The sequence below is a fragment of the Natronococcus pandeyae genome (genome assembly GCF_008122205.1).
Taxonomy (GTDB): domain Archaea; phylum Halobacteriota; class Halobacteria; order Halobacteriales; family Natrialbaceae; genus Natronococcus; species Natronococcus pandeyae.
Genome location: NZ_PHNJ01000001.1, coordinates 480,302 through 494,736 on the forward strand (window position 1 = coordinate 480,302; position 14,435 = coordinate 494,736).

At 64.5% G+C, this 14,435-nt stretch carries 13 protein-coding genes; 7 read left to right on the plus strand and 6 right to left on the minus strand.

The window, feature by feature from the left end; genetic code table 11:
- Positions 1-17 precede the first annotated feature (17 nt).
- Genes CV102_RS02410 through CV102_RS02420 form a run of 3 tightly spaced genes read right to left on the minus strand, consistent with a single transcriptional unit; the run spans position 18 to position 1,328 of the window.
- Positions 18-497 carry a DUF7346 family protein gene (locus CV102_RS02410; RefSeq protein ID WP_148856243.1) on the minus strand — a complete coding sequence of 160 codons (480 nt, stop codon included), beginning with the start codon at positions 495-497 and terminating at the stop codon, positions 18-20.
- A complete protein-coding gene (locus CV102_RS02415; RefSeq protein ID WP_148856244.1) occupies positions 494-1,081 on the minus strand; it encodes a DUF7322 domain-containing protein in 588 nt (195 codons plus the stop codon). Before CV102_RS02415 ends, CV102_RS02410 begins: the two co-directional genes overlap by 4 nt.
- Before the next feature lie 58 nt (positions 1,082-1,139).
- A complete protein-coding gene (locus CV102_RS02420) occupies positions 1,140-1,328 on the minus strand; it encodes a DUF7331 family protein (protein WP_148856245.1) in 189 nt (62 codons plus the stop codon).
- 163 nt (positions 1,329-1,491) lie between these two features.
- Between CV102_RS02420 and CV102_RS02425 the strand changes: the two genes are divergently transcribed.
- From CV102_RS02425 to sufD, 4 genes are all read left to right on the plus strand, one after another.
- Positions 1,492-4,221, plus strand: coding sequence for a DNA-directed DNA polymerase (locus tag CV102_RS02425; RefSeq protein ID WP_148856246.1), 2,730 nt, complete (start codon positions 1,492-1,494; stop codon positions 4,219-4,221).
- A 250-nt stretch (positions 4,222-4,471) separates the two neighbouring features.
- Positions 4,472-5,377: an ABC transporter ATP-binding protein gene (locus CV102_RS02430; RefSeq protein ID WP_148856247.1), complete on the plus strand. Its 906-nt coding sequence runs from the start codon at positions 4,472-4,474 to the stop codon at positions 5,375-5,377.
- 61 nt (positions 5,378-5,438) lie between these two features.
- On the plus strand, positions 5,439-6,869 hold the full coding sequence (gene sufB, locus CV102_RS02435; RefSeq protein WP_148856248.1) for a Fe-S cluster assembly protein SufB: 1,431 nt from the start codon (positions 5,439-5,441) through the stop codon (positions 6,867-6,869).
- Position 6,870: 1 nt separating this feature from the next.
- The gene (sufD, locus tag CV102_RS02440; protein ID WP_148856249.1) at positions 6,871-8,085 is read left to right on the plus strand and encodes a Fe-S cluster assembly protein SufD; all 1,215 of its coding nucleotides are present in this window, start codon (positions 6,871-6,873) and stop codon (positions 8,083-8,085) included.
- A gap of 15 nt (positions 8,086-8,100) precedes the next feature.
- Here the strand turns inward: sufD and CV102_RS02445 are convergent, their stop codons facing one another.
- The gene (locus tag CV102_RS02445; RefSeq protein ID WP_148856250.1) at positions 8,101-8,892 is read right to left on the minus strand and encodes a DUF5518 domain-containing protein; all 792 of its coding nucleotides are present in this window, start codon (positions 8,890-8,892) and stop codon (positions 8,101-8,103) included.
- Between the two features lie 168 nt (positions 8,893-9,060).
- Between CV102_RS02445 and CV102_RS02450 the strand changes: the two genes are divergently transcribed.
- The 3 genes from CV102_RS02450 to CV102_RS02460 all read left to right on the plus strand — a co-directional run bounded on the left by CV102_RS02450 (position 9,061) and on the right by CV102_RS02460 (position 11,182).
- Positions 9,061-10,131 carry a hypothetical protein gene (locus CV102_RS02450; RefSeq protein ID WP_148856251.1) on the plus strand — a complete coding sequence of 357 codons (1,071 nt, stop codon included), beginning with the start codon at positions 9,061-9,063 and terminating at the stop codon, positions 10,129-10,131.
- A gap of 57 nt (positions 10,132-10,188) precedes the next feature.
- Positions 10,189-10,683: a ferritin-like domain-containing protein gene (locus CV102_RS02455; RefSeq protein WP_148856252.1), complete on the plus strand. Its 495-nt coding sequence runs from the start codon at positions 10,189-10,191 to the stop codon at positions 10,681-10,683.
- 67 nt (positions 10,684-10,750) lie between these two features.
- Complete coding sequence (locus tag CV102_RS02460; protein WP_148856253.1) at positions 10,751-11,182, plus strand: metal-dependent transcriptional regulator; 432 nt, start codon at positions 10,751-10,753, stop codon at positions 11,180-11,182.
- An 11-nt stretch (positions 11,183-11,193) separates the two neighbouring features.
- Here CV102_RS02460 and CV102_RS02465 read toward each other — a convergent pair whose 3' ends face one another.
- Together CV102_RS02465 and CV102_RS02470 are read right to left on the minus strand one after the other, a co-directional pair.
- Positions 11,194-12,969 (minus strand): phospholipase D-like domain-containing protein, encoded by a 1,776-nt coding sequence (locus CV102_RS02465; RefSeq protein WP_148856254.1) that lies wholly within the window; start codon positions 12,967-12,969, stop codon positions 11,194-11,196.
- A 54-nt stretch (positions 12,970-13,023) separates the two neighbouring features.
- Positions 13,024-14,430, minus strand: coding sequence for a HEAT repeat domain-containing protein (locus tag CV102_RS02470; RefSeq protein WP_148856255.1), 1,407 nt, complete (start codon positions 14,428-14,430; stop codon positions 13,024-13,026).
- Positions 14,431-14,435: the final 5 nt, after the last annotated feature.

The following is a 14,435-nucleotide window of genomic DNA, read 5'->3' on the forward strand; positions in this document are numbered from 1 at the left end:
ATCACAGCGACACCTGGTCAGGTGCCGGATGCGTTCGCGCTCTTTTTGCGGTGGTTCTCGGACGTCTCTTCGACTCTCGCGCCGATCGCCTCGAGTGCGGTCTTGCCGTCGTCGGTGAGCTGATAGCCCCGTTCGCCGCCGACGTTGGTCTCCGCGATCAGCCCGGCGGCGGTGAGAACCGTGAGCCGTCCGTGTAGATCACTCTCACAGCAGTCGTAGGCGTCCATCATCGTCCGAACGCCGAGCGGACCGCGCTCGCCGAGTTCGACGAGCAGGCCGAGGCCGTCCTCGTCGTGGACGGCCGTGAGCAGGGTTCGGACGGGAGCGCTGACAGTTCGTGCGGCCGTCTCGAGGGCCGACTCGTCCGTGACAGCCTCGAGACGGTCGTTCTGGATGTAACATTCGTTGCCGGTTTCGGGATCACGAACGAGACTTGCGTGGTCGGACCGTTTGAGAAGGACGTATCGCTTCCCGGTGTCGTCTTGAACGGATTTCATGTTCGGTCTGGGTCGTCCGACGATCGGTGTTCGGCCTGGGGGGCCGAATTCGTTTCGCCGGTAGGTGACTGCGCAGCGTCGGCTCCCACGCCCGATTCGGGCGGTTCACCGTTGTCATCGTCGGCATCGTCGCCGCTCGTCGTCGTATCGTCATCGTCGTCGTTCGTCGTCGCGTCGTCGCCGCCGTTCGTCGTCGAATCGGCATCGGCTGCTCTGTAGCTCCGGTATCGGCGGACGGCGGATCCGAAGAGGATCACACCACCGCCGACGAGCGCGATGCTGTGGGTCGACCTGCCCTCGAAGATCAGGAAAAGGACTCCCAGCGAGAGGGCGAGAACGGCGGCGTTGACCACGAGCACGATCGACCAGAACGCCTGGAGCAGATCGCCCGAGACGTCCGCTTCGGTGGTCGACATTTCGGGAGTCGTCGGCGACTCGAGCTCCGAGCGCATCTCCGACCGGAGATCGGAACCTGCGTCCTCGGTTGCCACTCGTGGGATCGTCAGCGAGTCGTTGTCGGGATCCGCGTACTCCTCTTCAGGATCCCACTCCTCCGGTTCGTGCTCGCTTCGATCGAATACCACGAGTGGTCGAACGGCAAGGGGAAGGAAAAGGATTCGCGTTCGCACGCTCGCGGAAGACTCAGGCGAGTTCCTCGAGCGGAAGCGTCTGGGAGGTCTCGACCCAGGCAAGTGGGTTCTCGGCGTCATAGAAGACGACACCATCCTCGGTCTCGTAGGCCTCGATCGTCGCGGTGCCCTCGGGTTCACTACTCGGTTCACTTCGATCCGTCATCTCGTCGTCGTTGACACGGGTGGACACGTCAGTCACCTCGGAGTATGGTATGTGTTATCACGTTATATGCTTTGTTGCCGCTTCAATATTACGTCGCACCGATACCGTGTGACCGCGGTTGGTGCGTCACCGGCGAGTGCGTTGTCCTCGGGGGATGGGAGTGCAGGGTTTTTATCCGGCCGCTGCAAAATTCGACATCATGACTGAGGCGGGCCAGACCGGACTTGCGGAGTTCTCGGGTGAGTCCTCCGATCGGCCGGACGAAGAAGCGGCCGCTGTCGCCGGGGACGGCGGGGGGAACAGCACAGCAGTAATCGACGTTCGTGAGGAGACGCTTCCCGAACCGACCGGGGAACTCGAACTCGCCGTGATGCAGGTCGACTACACGATCGCCGGCTACGGCGACGAGGAGCGGCCGATCGTGCACGTCTTCGGCCGCACGTCAGCGGGCGAACTCGAGCACGTCCAGGTCGTCGGCTTCCGGCCCTACTTCTACGCGCCGACGGAGACGCTCGAGCGCCCGCCGGAGGACGCCTACGACCGGCTTACCGGGAGCCGCGAGGTCGGCGAGGACGGCGAACCCTACGAGAGTATCCGGGGCGAGAAGCTGACCAAGATCTTCGGCCAGACGCCCCGCGACGTCGGACAGGTGCGCGACGACTTCGAGCACTACGAGGCGGACATCCTCTTCCCGAACCGGCTTCTCATCGACAAGGACGTTCGCAGCGGGATCCGCGTCCCGGAGCGACGGGCCGACGACGACTCGTTGATCGTCCCCCACGAGGAGGTCGAAGCCACGGACGTCGACACCGAACCGCGCGTCCAGACGTTCGACATCGAGGTCGACGACCGCTCCGGCTTCCCCGAGGACGGCGAGGAGCCGATCATCTGTCTCACCAGCCACGACTCCTACCGCGACGAGTACATTATGTGGCTCTACGAGGCACCCATCGGCGACGGCGAGATCCCCACCGAGATCGAGGAGTACGACCCTATCGAAGGGGCGATCGACCACGTGATCCGTACGTTCGGCGAAGAGGAGGAGATGCTCGAGGCGTTCGTCGACTACATCCGAGAAACCGACCCCGACGTGCTGACGGGCTGGAACTTCGAAGACTTCGACGCGCCGTACTTCCTCGACCGCCTCGAGGAACTGCAGGGCTCCCACCACGAGTACGATCTCGATATCGACCGCCTCTCCCGCGTCGACGAGGTGTGGCGCAGCAACTGGGGCGGCCCCGACATCAAGGGTCGCGTCGTCTTCGACCTGCTCTACGGCTACCAGCGGATGGTCTTCTCCGAACTGGATTCGTACCGACTGGACGCCGTCGGCGAAGCGGAGCTCGGAGTGGGCAAAGAACGGTACGCTGGCGACATCGGTGATCTCTGGGAGGGGGATCCCACGCAACTGCTCGCGTACAACCTGCGGGACGTCGAGATCTGCGTCGAACTCGACCGCCAGCAGGAGATCATCCCCTTCTGGGACGAGGTGCGCGCCTTCGTCGGCTGTAAACTCGAGGACGCGCCGACGCCGGGCGACGCGGTCGACATGTACGTCCTCCACGAGGCCCACGGCCGGTTCGCCCTCCCCTCGAAGGGCCAGCAGGAGGGTGGCGAGGAGTACGAGGGCGGCGCAGTGTTCGAGCCGATCACGGGCGTCAAAGAGAACATCACCGTCCTCGACCTGAAGTCACTCTACCCGATGTGTATGACGACGATCAACGCCTCGCCGGAGACGAGGGTCGATCCCGACGCGTACGACGGGGAGACCTACATCGCACCGACCGAACCCGAGCCGATTCACTTCCGCAAGGAGCCCGACGGCGTGATGCGCGAGATGATCACGGAACTGCTCGCGGAGCGCGAGGAGAAGAAATCGCTGCGCAACGAGTACGAACCGGGCGACCCCGAGTACGAGCAGTACGACCGCCAGCAGGGCGCGGTGAAGGTCATCATGAACTCGCTGTACGGCGTCTCGGGCTGGGAGCAGTTCCGCCTCTACGACAAGGAAGCTGCGTCCGCGATTACCGCGACGGGGCGGGAAGTGATCGAGTTCACCGAGACGGCCGCGAACGAACTGGAGTATCAGGTCGCCTACGGCGACACCGACAGCGTCATGCTCGAGCTCGGCCCCGACGTCTCGAAGGAAGAAGCCATCGAGCAATCCTTCGAGATCGAGGAGTACCTCAACGAGCGCTACGACGACTTCGCGCGCGAGGACCTGAACGCCGAGGCCCACCGGTTTCAGATCGAATTCGAGAAGCTCTACCGCCGGTTCTTTCAGGCGGGCACGAAGAAACGCTACGCCGGCCACATCATCTGGAAGGAGGGAAACGACGTCAACGACGTCGATATCACCGGCTTCGAGTACAAGCGATCGGACATCGCCCCGATTACCAAGGAGGTCCAGCACCGCGTCATCGAGATGATCGTCCGCGAGGGCGACATCGAGGGTGCGAAAGAGTACGTCAACGAGGTCATCGAGGACGTCCAAACGGGCGACGTCTCCCTCGACGAGATCGGTATCCCCGGCGGGATCGGCAAGCGCCTCGACAACTACGACACCGACACGGCCCAGGTTCGCGGCGCCAAGTACGCGAACCGCCTGCTCGGGACCAACTTCCAGCGCGGGAGCAAGCCCAAGCGACTCTACCTCGAGCGGGTCGATCCGTCCTTTTTCGAACGACTCGAGGAGGAGGAAGGGTTCGACGCCCGAACCGATCCGATCTACGGGGCGTTCAAGCGCGATCCGGACGTCATCTGCTTCGAGTACGAGGACCAGATTCCCGAGGAGTTCGAGGTCGACTACGACACGATGCTCGAGAAGACCCTCCAGGGGCCGATCGAGCGCATCCTCGAGGCGCTCGACGTCTCGTGGGACGAAGTGAAGTCGGGACAGGAACAGACCGGTCTGGACCAGTACTGGTAGCCCGGCCGACCCGCGGTCGCCGCCACACTCATTTGTCTGGGGGTCGTCACATCCTATTAGAACGATCGCCCATCTGTCGGAATGCGGCGCTTCACCGGGTGAGGTACTCCTGTTTGCCGATCACTGCGGTTTACTGTCACCCCGTGGGGGTTCCCGTTCGAGAAAATAATCTTCGTTATTCGAAATCGTATCCAATCGGATACGAAACCGTTATCACGCAGACGACCCACGATTCAAACGACAGAACACTATGGCACGCCTCGAACTATCCAACCTGCACGCAGAAGTGGCGGACGGTGACGAGAAGATTCTCGAGGGGGTCAACCTCGAGGTCGAATCAGGCGAGATCCACGCCCTGATGGGACCAAACGGCTCCGGGAAGTCGACATGCGCGAAGGTCATCGCCGGCCACCCGGCCTACGAGGTCACCGAGGGTGAGGTCCTGCTCCACCTCGAAGAGGGCGAGTTCGGCAACGATATCGAGATCGACGAGGACCAGCGTACCTGGAACCTCCTCGAACTCGAACCCAACGAGCGCGCGGCGCTCGGCGTCTTCCTCGGCTTCCAGTACCCCGCCGAGATCGACGGCGTTACGATGACGAACTTCCTCCGAACGGCGCTCAACGCCAAGATCGACGAGCGCGAAGAGCTCTTCGAGGACGAGGAAGCCGAGGAAGAGGAAGAAGACGAAGGCTTCGAAACCTCGCCGATGGAAGGCCCCGCGGACGAGGGTGAGGTCGGCGTCGCCGAATTCCAGCAGATCCTCCAGGAGAAGATGGAACAGCTGGACATGGACGAGAAGTTCGCACAGCGTTACCTCAACGCCGGCTTCTCCGGCGGCGAAAAGAAACAGAACGAGGTCCTTCAGGCAGCCATCCTCGAGCCGTCGATCGCCGTCCTCGACGAGATCGACTCCGGGCTCGACATCGACCGCCTGCAGGACGTCTCCAACGGGATCAACGCGCTGCGCGACGAGCAGGGCACCGGGATCCTCCAGATCACCCACTACCAGCGCATCCTCGACTACGTCGAGCCCGACCACGTCCACGTCATGCTCGACGGCCAGATCGCCAAAAGCGGCGACGCCTCGCTGGCCGAGGAACTCGAGGACAAGGGGTACGACTGGGTCCGCGACGAAGTCTACGGCACCGCGTAACCAAATTTGGCTAGAACAACGGTAATAACGCTACAGCCGTAACCATATACACAATCACATCATGAGTTCCGAACAAGATCACCTCAAAGACACTGACACTGAAGCGCGGTTCGAGTTCAAGAAGGAAGAACGCTCGGCCGTCAAATCGGATAAAGGCCTTACCGAAGAGGTCGTTCGACTGATCAGTGAAGACAAAGACGAACCGGACTGGATGCTCGAGCGCCGCCTGCGCGCGCTCAAGCAGTACCAGAACATGCCGATGCCGACCGACTGGCCCGGCCAGCCGGATCTGACCGAACTGGACATCGAAGAGATCGTCCCCTACATCCGCCCGGACGTCGACAAGCGTGAAGGCGTCGACGACTGGACGGAGCTGCCCGACGAGATCAAGGACACCTTCGACAAGCTGGGCATTCCGGAAGCCGAGAAGAACGCACTCTCCGGCGTCGGCGCCCAGTACGAGTCCGAGGTCGTCTACCAGAACATGCAGGAGCAGTGGGAAGAGAAGGGCGTCGTCTTCATGAACATGGACAAGGCCGTCCAGGAGCACCCCGAGCTCGTCAAGGAGTACTTCATGACGACCTGCGTCCCCCCGAGCGACAACAAGTTCGCCGCGCTGCACGGCGCCGTCTGGTCCGGCGGCTCGTTCGTCTACGTCCCCGAGGACGTCACGGTCGAGATGCCCGTCCAGGCGTACTTCCGGATGAACTCCGAGGGAATGGGCCAGTTCGAGCACACGCTCATCGTCGCCGAGGAAGGGTCGGAAGTCCACTACATCGAGGGCTGTTCCGCACCTAAGTACGGGAGCCACAACCTCCACTCGGGTTGTGTCGAAGTCTTCGTCGGCGAAGACGCCCACGTTCAGTACTCGACCGTCCAGAACTGGTCGAAGAACACGTTCAACCTCAACACCAAGCGCGCGATCTGTGAGGAGAACGCGACGATGGAGTGGGTCTCCGGCAGCATGGGATCGAAAGCGACCATGCTCTATCCGTGTACGATCCTCAAGGGTCGCGGATCGACGGACACCCACATCACCATCGCCTTCGCGGGCGAGGGACAGAACATCGACACCGGTGCGAAGGTCTACCACAACGCGCCCGACACCAGTTCGACCATTGAATCCAAGTCGATCTCCAAGGACGGCGGCCGCACCAACTACCGCGGTCTCGTCCACATCGCCGACGGCGCCGAGAACTCGAGCACTGCCGTCGAGTGTGACGCGCTGATGTTCGACAACGAGTCCACCTCGGACACCATGCCGTACATGGAGATCGAGGAGTCGAAGGTCGACGTCGCTCACGAGGCGACCGTCGGCAAGATCGGTGACGAGGACATCTTCTACCTCCAGTCGCGCGGACTGGACGACGACGACGCCAAGAAGATGATCGTCGCCGGCTTCATCGAGCCGATCACGGAGGAACTGCCGATCGAGTACGCGGTCGAACTCAACCGCCTCATCGAACTCGAGATGGAAGGTAGCCTCGGATAATATGAGTACGCAGGTACACGCCAATCTAACGGAAGCGCAGGTACAGCAGATCAGCGAGGGACTCGACGAGCCCGACTGGCTCACCGAGACCCGTCTCGAGGCACTCGAGGCGCTCGAAGAGCTCGACATGCCGGACGTCATCCGGACGCCGGGTCGCGACTGGACGAACCTCCACGAACTCGACTTCGAGTCGCTGGTGGACCCGCTGAACGCGGCCGAGAACAAGGACCAGGTCGGTCCCGAAGAGGCCGACGTCCTCTCGTGGGCCGAGGCCGTTCAGGAGCACGAAGAACTCCTGAAAGAGCACTTCGGCAGCATCGTCGACCCCCAGGAGGACTACCTGACGGCGCTCTCCACGGCGCTCTTTAGCACCGGGACGGTCGTCTACGTCCCCGAGGGCGTCGACGCCGAGGACGTCACCATCCGGACCGAGCAGAACTCCCGCTCGCTGTTCAACTACACGCTCGTCGTTACCGAGGAATCGAGTTCGGTCACGATCCTCGAGCGTCAGTCGACGGGCGCCGAACAGGACGAACAGTACTACAGCGGCATCGTCGAGATCGCCGCCGGTGAGAACAGCAACGTCCAGTACGGCAGCCTCCAGAACCTCTCGGAGGAGGCCTACAACTTCAGCCGCAAACGCGGTGTGACCGACACCTACGCCACGATCAACTGGATCGAGGTCAACCTCGGCACCCAGCTGACCAAGGCGGGCGTCTCGACGGAACTCAGCGGCGAAGGGTCGGAAACGCAGATCGTCGGCGCGTTCTACGGCCACAACGACCAGCACTTCGACCTCGACGCGAAGGTCTGGCACCGCGCCGAGCACACGACCGCCGACCTCGTCACCCGCGGCGTCACCGACGATATCGCCCGCTCGGTCTACGAGGGCGTCCAGGACGTCGGTCGCGACGCCTGGGACACCAGCTCCTACCAGCGCGAGAACACGCTGATGCTCAGCGACGAGTCCGAGGCCGACGCCTCGCCGAAGCTGATCATCAACAACCACGACACCGAGGCCAGCCACTCGGCGACGGTCGGCCAGATCGACGAGGAGGACCTGCTGTACATGACCTCCCGCGGTATCGATCCCCGAGCCGCGCGCAACATGCTCGTCGAGGGCTTCTTCGTGCCCGTGCTCGAGGAGATCGCGGTCGATGAACTCCGCGAGGACCTCGAGGACCTGGTCGAAGCGCGACTTCGACAGCGGGACTAACCGAACCCGGCGTTTTTATTCGTCGTCCGTTCTTCGCACTCCGTCTCCCTCTCGAACAGACGTCGTCTCGCCAGTCGTCGCCCGACGTTCCGCGATCCGCCCGCCGAGGTAGCCACCAAGCGCACCCAGGGCGGCCCCGATGGTCACCACGAGCAACAGCGTAAAGAGCAGCGCCGCCCCGACGACGATCGCCTCCCCGGCCAGTCCGACGGCGAGTAGTCCCGCGACCACTCCGCCGAGGACGAACGCGAGAATTACGAGGACCGGCAAAAAGGGCAAGAGGCCCGCGAGCGTTCCGACGCTGACCGTTCGTTCGGACTCGGCGCGCTCGAGGTACCCCGCCAGCGCACCGCCGAGAACGGGCGAGAAGGGGACGAACGAGAACACCACGGTCACGACGGCGCCGACGACAGCGTACGTGCCGTAGGAATCGACCGGTTCGCCCGCTTGGGCCCGCCCGTGGGCACGGTGTCTCACCACGACGTAGCCGACGGCGACCAGTACCATCCCGAGGCCCGTCACCAGCAGCCCCGTTCCCGTCCACGACACGACGGCGTCGGCCACCTCGAGCGCTTCGGCGTCGGCGAGTTCGGTCGTCCCGACCGTTACCGTGACGGTGCCGTCTTCGATCCCCTCGGCGAGCACGTCCCGGTCCACCAGAAACGCGAGCGCGCTCCAGCCGACGATCGAGAGCAGTCCGGCCAGCGCGACGACGACCCCGAGGATCCAGTCGACGAACTCCGGTAACGGGCTATCGGCCGTTGGATGTCCCTCCCAGCCCACCCCTTCTGAAGGTGTAGATTCCATGACACCACTTTTCACAGGTGGGGACTTATATCCAACAGACGACCCACACGTCTGGACAGGGAGCACCGGACCAGTTCGTCGATTCGCCGGTCGAAATGAACGACGGCGATCCGATAGTCCCGACCGTCTGACGAGCCTTTTTGTACCGAAGCGCGGTACGAGTGGTCGATGCGGGAACTCCCCGTCGACCTGGACGAAGACACGCTCGAGGCCCTCGAGGCGGAGCGACGGCTGATCGGGTTCGAGAACCGGGCCGCGTACGTCCGGTGGATCGTCGATCACCGCGGATCGATCAGCGGCGGGTCCGACGAGGACAACGAACTACTCGAAGCGTACCGCCAGCGAATCGACGAACTCGAGCGGCGACTCGAGGACCTCGAGTCCGCGGCTCACTCGAGCGAGAGTGGGGAGGCGGTGGGCGAGGACGCGGACCTGGATGAGGACACAGACGCAGAGAGCGACTCGTCGGACGAGCGGAGCGACTCCCGGTCGGAGGGAGAGCGGTCCGACCAGGACGACGCGTGGCGACGCTGGGGGCAGGATCCGACGATCGAAGTCCGCGGCGGACCGCAACGGACCGTCCGCCGGGCCGTGGCGGACGAACAGCCGGCCGAAGCGACCGATGGCGGTTCCCCGGCCGAAGCGACCAGTGGTAGTTCCACCGTGCAAATGAGCGAGACTGACCGTCCCGCTCCAGCCGAAACCGACGGCCAGCAGCAACGAGAGGACGACAGCCGACCGCCAGCCGACGCTGATTCGGCCCCGCTTACGCCGGAGCGCGTCGTCCGGGTCGCCGAAGATCCCGTCGCGGCCGACGCGGACGTCCTCGAGTCCGTCGAGGTCGAGCGCCTCGACGAGTTCTCCCGGCGGGCCGTCGCGAAGACCCGAGAGCGGCTCGATCGGGACGTCGAGACGGGACTCGACTATCGGTCGACGCCGCCGCTCACGAACGAGGACGTTCGGCCCGGCGCGGACCTCGTCGACCTCGAGGCGCTGTCCGTCCCCGGCCGCTCCGAGGAGCAACTGGCGCGACGGCGCGCCGTCGCCGGGCGGGCGCTCGCTTTCCTCCGAGACGAGCGTCAGGCACGGAAGGCTGACTTCGTCGAGGGGTTCTACGAGACGTCCCCGGCTGGCTACGCGACCTCCGAGAGCTGGTGGTCGTTCCTCAAGGCAGTCTTTAGACAGGTCGAGACGGTCGACGGCGGGGACGGTGCTCGCACCTGGCGATACACCGGCTGAACCGAATCCGGGTCGGAGATGCCTGAAGTTAAGTAGCATGCTCACCCAGAAATAGCCATGAGTCTGGGACAGCGTGTCTCGAGCGATCACCAGCTCGCCCGACTCCTCCAGATCGGGGTCGTGCTGGAGGAAGTCGTCGAGTCACGCGCCGCCCACCACCTCGAGTCGCTGCCTGCCGACGAGCGCGAGGCGATCGACGACGAGGTGCGGGAGTTGCTCGCCGAGGCCGCCGAGGAGTCGGCCGACCACCGAGAGCGACTCGAGGCGCTGGTCGACGAACTCGATGCCGAGACGGTCGCTTACGAGGAGATCAACGCGCTGGTCGACGCGCGGTACGGGCCGCCGGAGGATACGGACGGCGTCCTCTACGATCAGCTCTGTAACGAGGAGACCGCCTACAAGTTCTACGACGATCTGATCGGGGCGGTCGAGGCCTCCGATGCCGAGTTCGCGATCGATCGCGACCGACTGCTCGAGACGCTGTACGACATCCGCGAAGAGGAACGAGAGGGCGTCGAGGAAGTGACCGAGATCATGGAGCGCAGAGCATGACCGGAGCGCGACGTGTTCGGGGCCGACCGGCAGTTTGCAGCCAGATAGCGACGGACGGAGGGACGAAATGAACACCGCAGATCAGTATCTCAAGGCGATCTACCTCGCACAACGTATCGAAGAGGGGCCGGCCTCGACTGGAACGCTCGCCGACCTGCTCGAGGTCAGCCCGGCGAGCGTCAACGAGATGATCGGGAAACTCGAGGGCCGCGATCTCGTCGAACACGAGAAGTACAAGGGTGCCAGCCTGACCGACGAGGGACTCGAGCGCGCACACCACGCCCTGCAGACGTACTGCATCATCGAGCGGTTCCTCGCGAACGTCCTCGAGGTCGAGGAGTTCCGCGACGAGGCCCGCGCGCTCGAGAGCGTCATCGACGATACAGTCGCGGAGCGACTCGATACGATCATCGATCGGCCCGCGGAGTGTCCGGACTGTTTCGATCCCGAACTGGACTGCTGTGAACGACTGGAGCCCGTCGACGGCTGTGCGGACTGACTGCCGGATACTTACTCCGCGCCGAAACGAACGTATCGCCGGCCCACGAGCGCCGCACAGACGAGGACGACGACGACCGTAACGGAGAGTTCGATCGGAAGGGACCACATCTCGCCCTTCCAGTCGCTCTCGAACACGCTCGCGTAGTAGCTCGCTGCCCTCGGACCGTGCAGGGCGACCAGGACTTCGCGGTTGTGCTGCAGCGAGTTATCGTTCCAGTTCGCGCTGCCGACGACGGCGGTCTCCCGGTCGATCACGACTCCCTTGGCGTGAATCTTCTCGAACTCGTCGGTGCCGTCGACGACCCTGACCTCGAGTGGCAGGTCCTCCGCGGCGGCGGTTCGCTCGAGGTCGGCGGCCAGCGCTTCGTTCTCGTCTTCGACGTACCAGGTCGAGTCGAGCAGGATCCGGACGTCGACGCCGCGACGAGCCGCGTCGACGCTCGCCTCGAGCAGCGAGACGTCGGGTGCGATGCTGGCCTGTTTGATCAGGATCTCGTCGTCGGCGTCCTCGAGCAGCTCCAGTAACCGCGGTTCGGCGTTTTCGGGCGCGAGCAGGAGTTCGACCGAGTCGACCGGCACCGTCTCCGGGTCGTGGCTCGTCGGAAAGTCCCGGGGCGGTGTCGGATCGTCGTCGACGAACGACGCATCTTCTCGAAAGGTCTCGCCCGATTCGGTGTCCCACCCCTCGAAGTCCGCCCGGAAGACCGCGGCCAGTTCGTCCGCGAGTTCGTCGTCCTCGACGCGGACGCCCCAGCCGCGACTCGACTCGCCGCCGACGCCCGACGGCTTCCAGTTCTCGGTCGTAACGACGACCGCGTCGTCCGCGACGGCGTACTTGGGGTGGTGAAATCGGTACCGCGCGCCCTCCCCGCCGACGACGCGAACGTCGACGCCGCCGTCTTCGAGCGTCTCGAGCACCGACTCGGTTGCTCGGGGCGTGCCGCCGACGGGACCGGACTCGAGCAAGACCGCCACCTCGACGCCACGATCGACAGCCGCGACGAGGTCCGCGGCGATTTCGTCGTCGGTGAAGGTGTAGCCGGCCAGAAGCAGGCGTTCGTCGGCGTCACGGATCGTCTCCCGCGCCACGTCGGGCGAGTCGGGGAGGACGAACGCCGTCGCGTCGTCGACGTCTGTGGTCGAGACCGGGAGGCAGGTCGCGTCGCGGGGCCACCAGACACCGCGCCGGGTTTCGTCGACAGTTGCGTTCCGGTCGGCTGCGTCCTCGGTTCGGTACCATCGTTCTGCAGTGGGTGCGCGATCGTACGACACCGTATCCATCGTCTTCGATCCGTTCCGCAGTTCGAGTTCGTCCCCGTCGACGGCGAGTCGAAGCGTTCCCTCGAGTTCGACGACCGGTTCGTCGGTTAGCTCGCGGGTCTCTTTCGGAGCAGTGGTGGCAGCGATCCGTCCGGAAACCGTCTCGTTCGGGAGGTGTGCGGTCGTGTGGCCGTCGGTGAGCGTCCAGTTCTCGAGGCTCGTCTCCGGCGGGGTCTCGAGTGTGAGGTACTCGCCGACGTTTTCGTGGGTCGTGGGGTTCGGGTAGAGTTCGACGATTCGCGGCTCAGAGGCGGTCGTTTCGGCTTCGGTCGGTCGAGGACAGGCGAGGTCGTCGGTTCCGCGTTGCTGAGGGGACGGCGTCGTCGCTGGCTGGCTCTCGGCGGCCGTCTCCGATGGCGCCGCTTCGGGTGTCGAGACGACGGTGTCGCCGCTGGCTGCGAACGGGAGGCCGATCGCGGTGACGGCGAGAATAATCACTGCGAGCGCGACTCGCCGACGTGACATCGGCTCGTCTGGCCGCTCGTTCGTACTTAAACTCGCGGAAAAGACGGATGCGGACTAGGCCGCGGGCTCGAGGTCGGCGCGCTCGGCTTCGGCCTGCACGAGGTAGGCGCGGTCGTCGGTGTACTCCGCGACGATCTCGAGCGCTTCTTTCGTCGCGATCTGGTTGAGCGCCCAGGCGGCGCTGGCCCGGACGCGGTCTGCCTCGTCGTCCTCGAGGAGGTCGGCGAGGGGCTCGATCGCTCGCGTGTCGCCGATCATCCCGAGCGCGCGGGCGGCGTTGCTGCGCACGTCCGGTTCGTCGTCGACGAGTTGGTTCGCGATCGGCTGGACGGCGTCCTCGGCACCGACCTCGCCGAGCGCTCTGAACGCGGGCTTTTGCAGTTGCGGGTTGGAGTCGACGTAGTCGAGCAGGGCGTCGACCACCTGGTCCTCGTCGGACCCGATCTTGCCGAGGATGCTCATCGCCTGCGTATCCCGCCGGTTCGCCTTCTGGAGCATCGGCTCGATGGCCGCTTCGTCGCCCATTCGCTCGAGCGCCTCCATGCAGTGGTCCTCCATGAACTCGGAGCCCAGCGAGTCGAGCGCGAGCAGGATCATGTCGACGTTGCCCCGCTTCTCGTGAACCTTCAGCGCGTGCCACTCCGGCGGGAAGTCCTTGACGTGGTCGAGGACATCGTAGAACCCCTCACGGCGGAGCTGTTCGCGGACCTTGAGGTCGGTCCACTCGGTGGCGTCGTCGACGTCGCTCTCGAACTCGTCGGTCGCCTCGAGCAGGGCGGCGATCGTCTCGGCGTCGTCGTCGGGGTCGAGATCCGCGTCTTCGACGGCCTCGACGACCTCGTCGAGCGTCACGTCCAGCCGTTCCGGGACGCCCTCCTCGTCTTGGTCAGGGGCGTCCTCGCGGAGTTCGGCGCCCTCGGTGGGCTCTAGATCGTCGGGAAGCGACACGGTGCTTCCGAGCAGGTCGTTTACGTCCGCGAGGAACGCGTCGGTGGCCTCGATCAGTTCCTCGTCGCCCTCGATCGTCCAGCGCGTGCCCGTGATGGTGCCGCTGACGCCGTTTACCTCGCCGACCACGTCCTCGGCGTAGGGACCGCGCTGGTCCTCGAGGTCGTCCTCGAGGTCGTCGACGTCGCTTTCGATCTCGTCGTACCGGTCCTGCAGCTCCTCTTCGGGGTGGACGACGTCCTCGTCTTCCTCCTCGTCTTCGTCTTCCTCTGGCGGCTCCGGAATCTCGACGGTCTCGAACTCCTCGCGAAACGCCTCGATGTCGGCCTCGACGACGTCGAGATCGTCTTCGGTTTCGGCGGCCTCGAGGTCGGTCTCGAGGGCTTCGACGTCGTCCTCGAACTGGTCGAGTCGCTCGCCGATGGCGTCGAGGTCGACTGGCTCCTCCTCCACTTCTTCGTGCTCCGACTCTTCCTCGGGAGTCTCGTCACCGTTCGCTTCGTCCTCGCTCATGGAAT

Excerpts from the sequence above, each read along its gene's own strand:
- CV102_RS02430 (WP_148856247.1), top strand. The coding sequence starts at position 4,472 with ATGGCACGCCTCGAACTATCCAACCTGCACGCAGAAGTGGCGGACGGT.
- CV102_RS02410 (WP_148856243.1), bottom strand. The coding sequence starts at position 497 with ATGAAATCCGTTCAAGACGACACCGGGAAGCGATACGTCCTTCTCAAA.
- sufB (WP_148856248.1), top strand. The coding sequence starts at position 5,439 with ATGAGTTCCGAACAAGATCACCTCAAAGACACTGACACTGAAGCGCGG.
- sufD (WP_148856249.1), top strand. The coding sequence starts at position 6,871 with ATGAGTACGCAGGTACACGCCAATCTAACGGAAGCGCAGGTACAGCAG.
- CV102_RS02465 (WP_148856254.1), bottom strand. The coding sequence starts at position 12,969 with ATGTCACGTCGGCGAGTCGCGCTCGCAGTGATTATTCTCGCCGTCACC.
- CV102_RS02470 (WP_148856255.1), bottom strand. The coding sequence starts at position 14,430 with ATGAGCGAGGACGAAGCGAACGGTGACGAGACTCCCGAGGAAGAGTCG.
- CV102_RS02455 (WP_148856252.1), top strand. The coding sequence starts at position 10,189 with ATGAGTCTGGGACAGCGTGTCTCGAGCGATCACCAGCTCGCCCGACTC.
- CV102_RS02445 (WP_148856250.1), bottom strand. The coding sequence starts at position 8,892 with ATGGAATCTACACCTTCAGAAGGGGTGGGCTGGGAGGGACATCCAACG.
- CV102_RS02450 (WP_148856251.1), top strand. The coding sequence starts at position 9,061 with ATGCGGGAACTCCCCGTCGACCTGGACGAAGACACGCTCGAGGCCCTC.
- CV102_RS02425 (WP_148856246.1), top strand. The coding sequence starts at position 1,492 with ATGACTGAGGCGGGCCAGACCGGACTTGCGGAGTTCTCGGGTGAGTCC.
- CV102_RS02460 (WP_148856253.1), top strand. The coding sequence starts at position 10,751 with ATGAACACCGCAGATCAGTATCTCAAGGCGATCTACCTCGCACAACGT.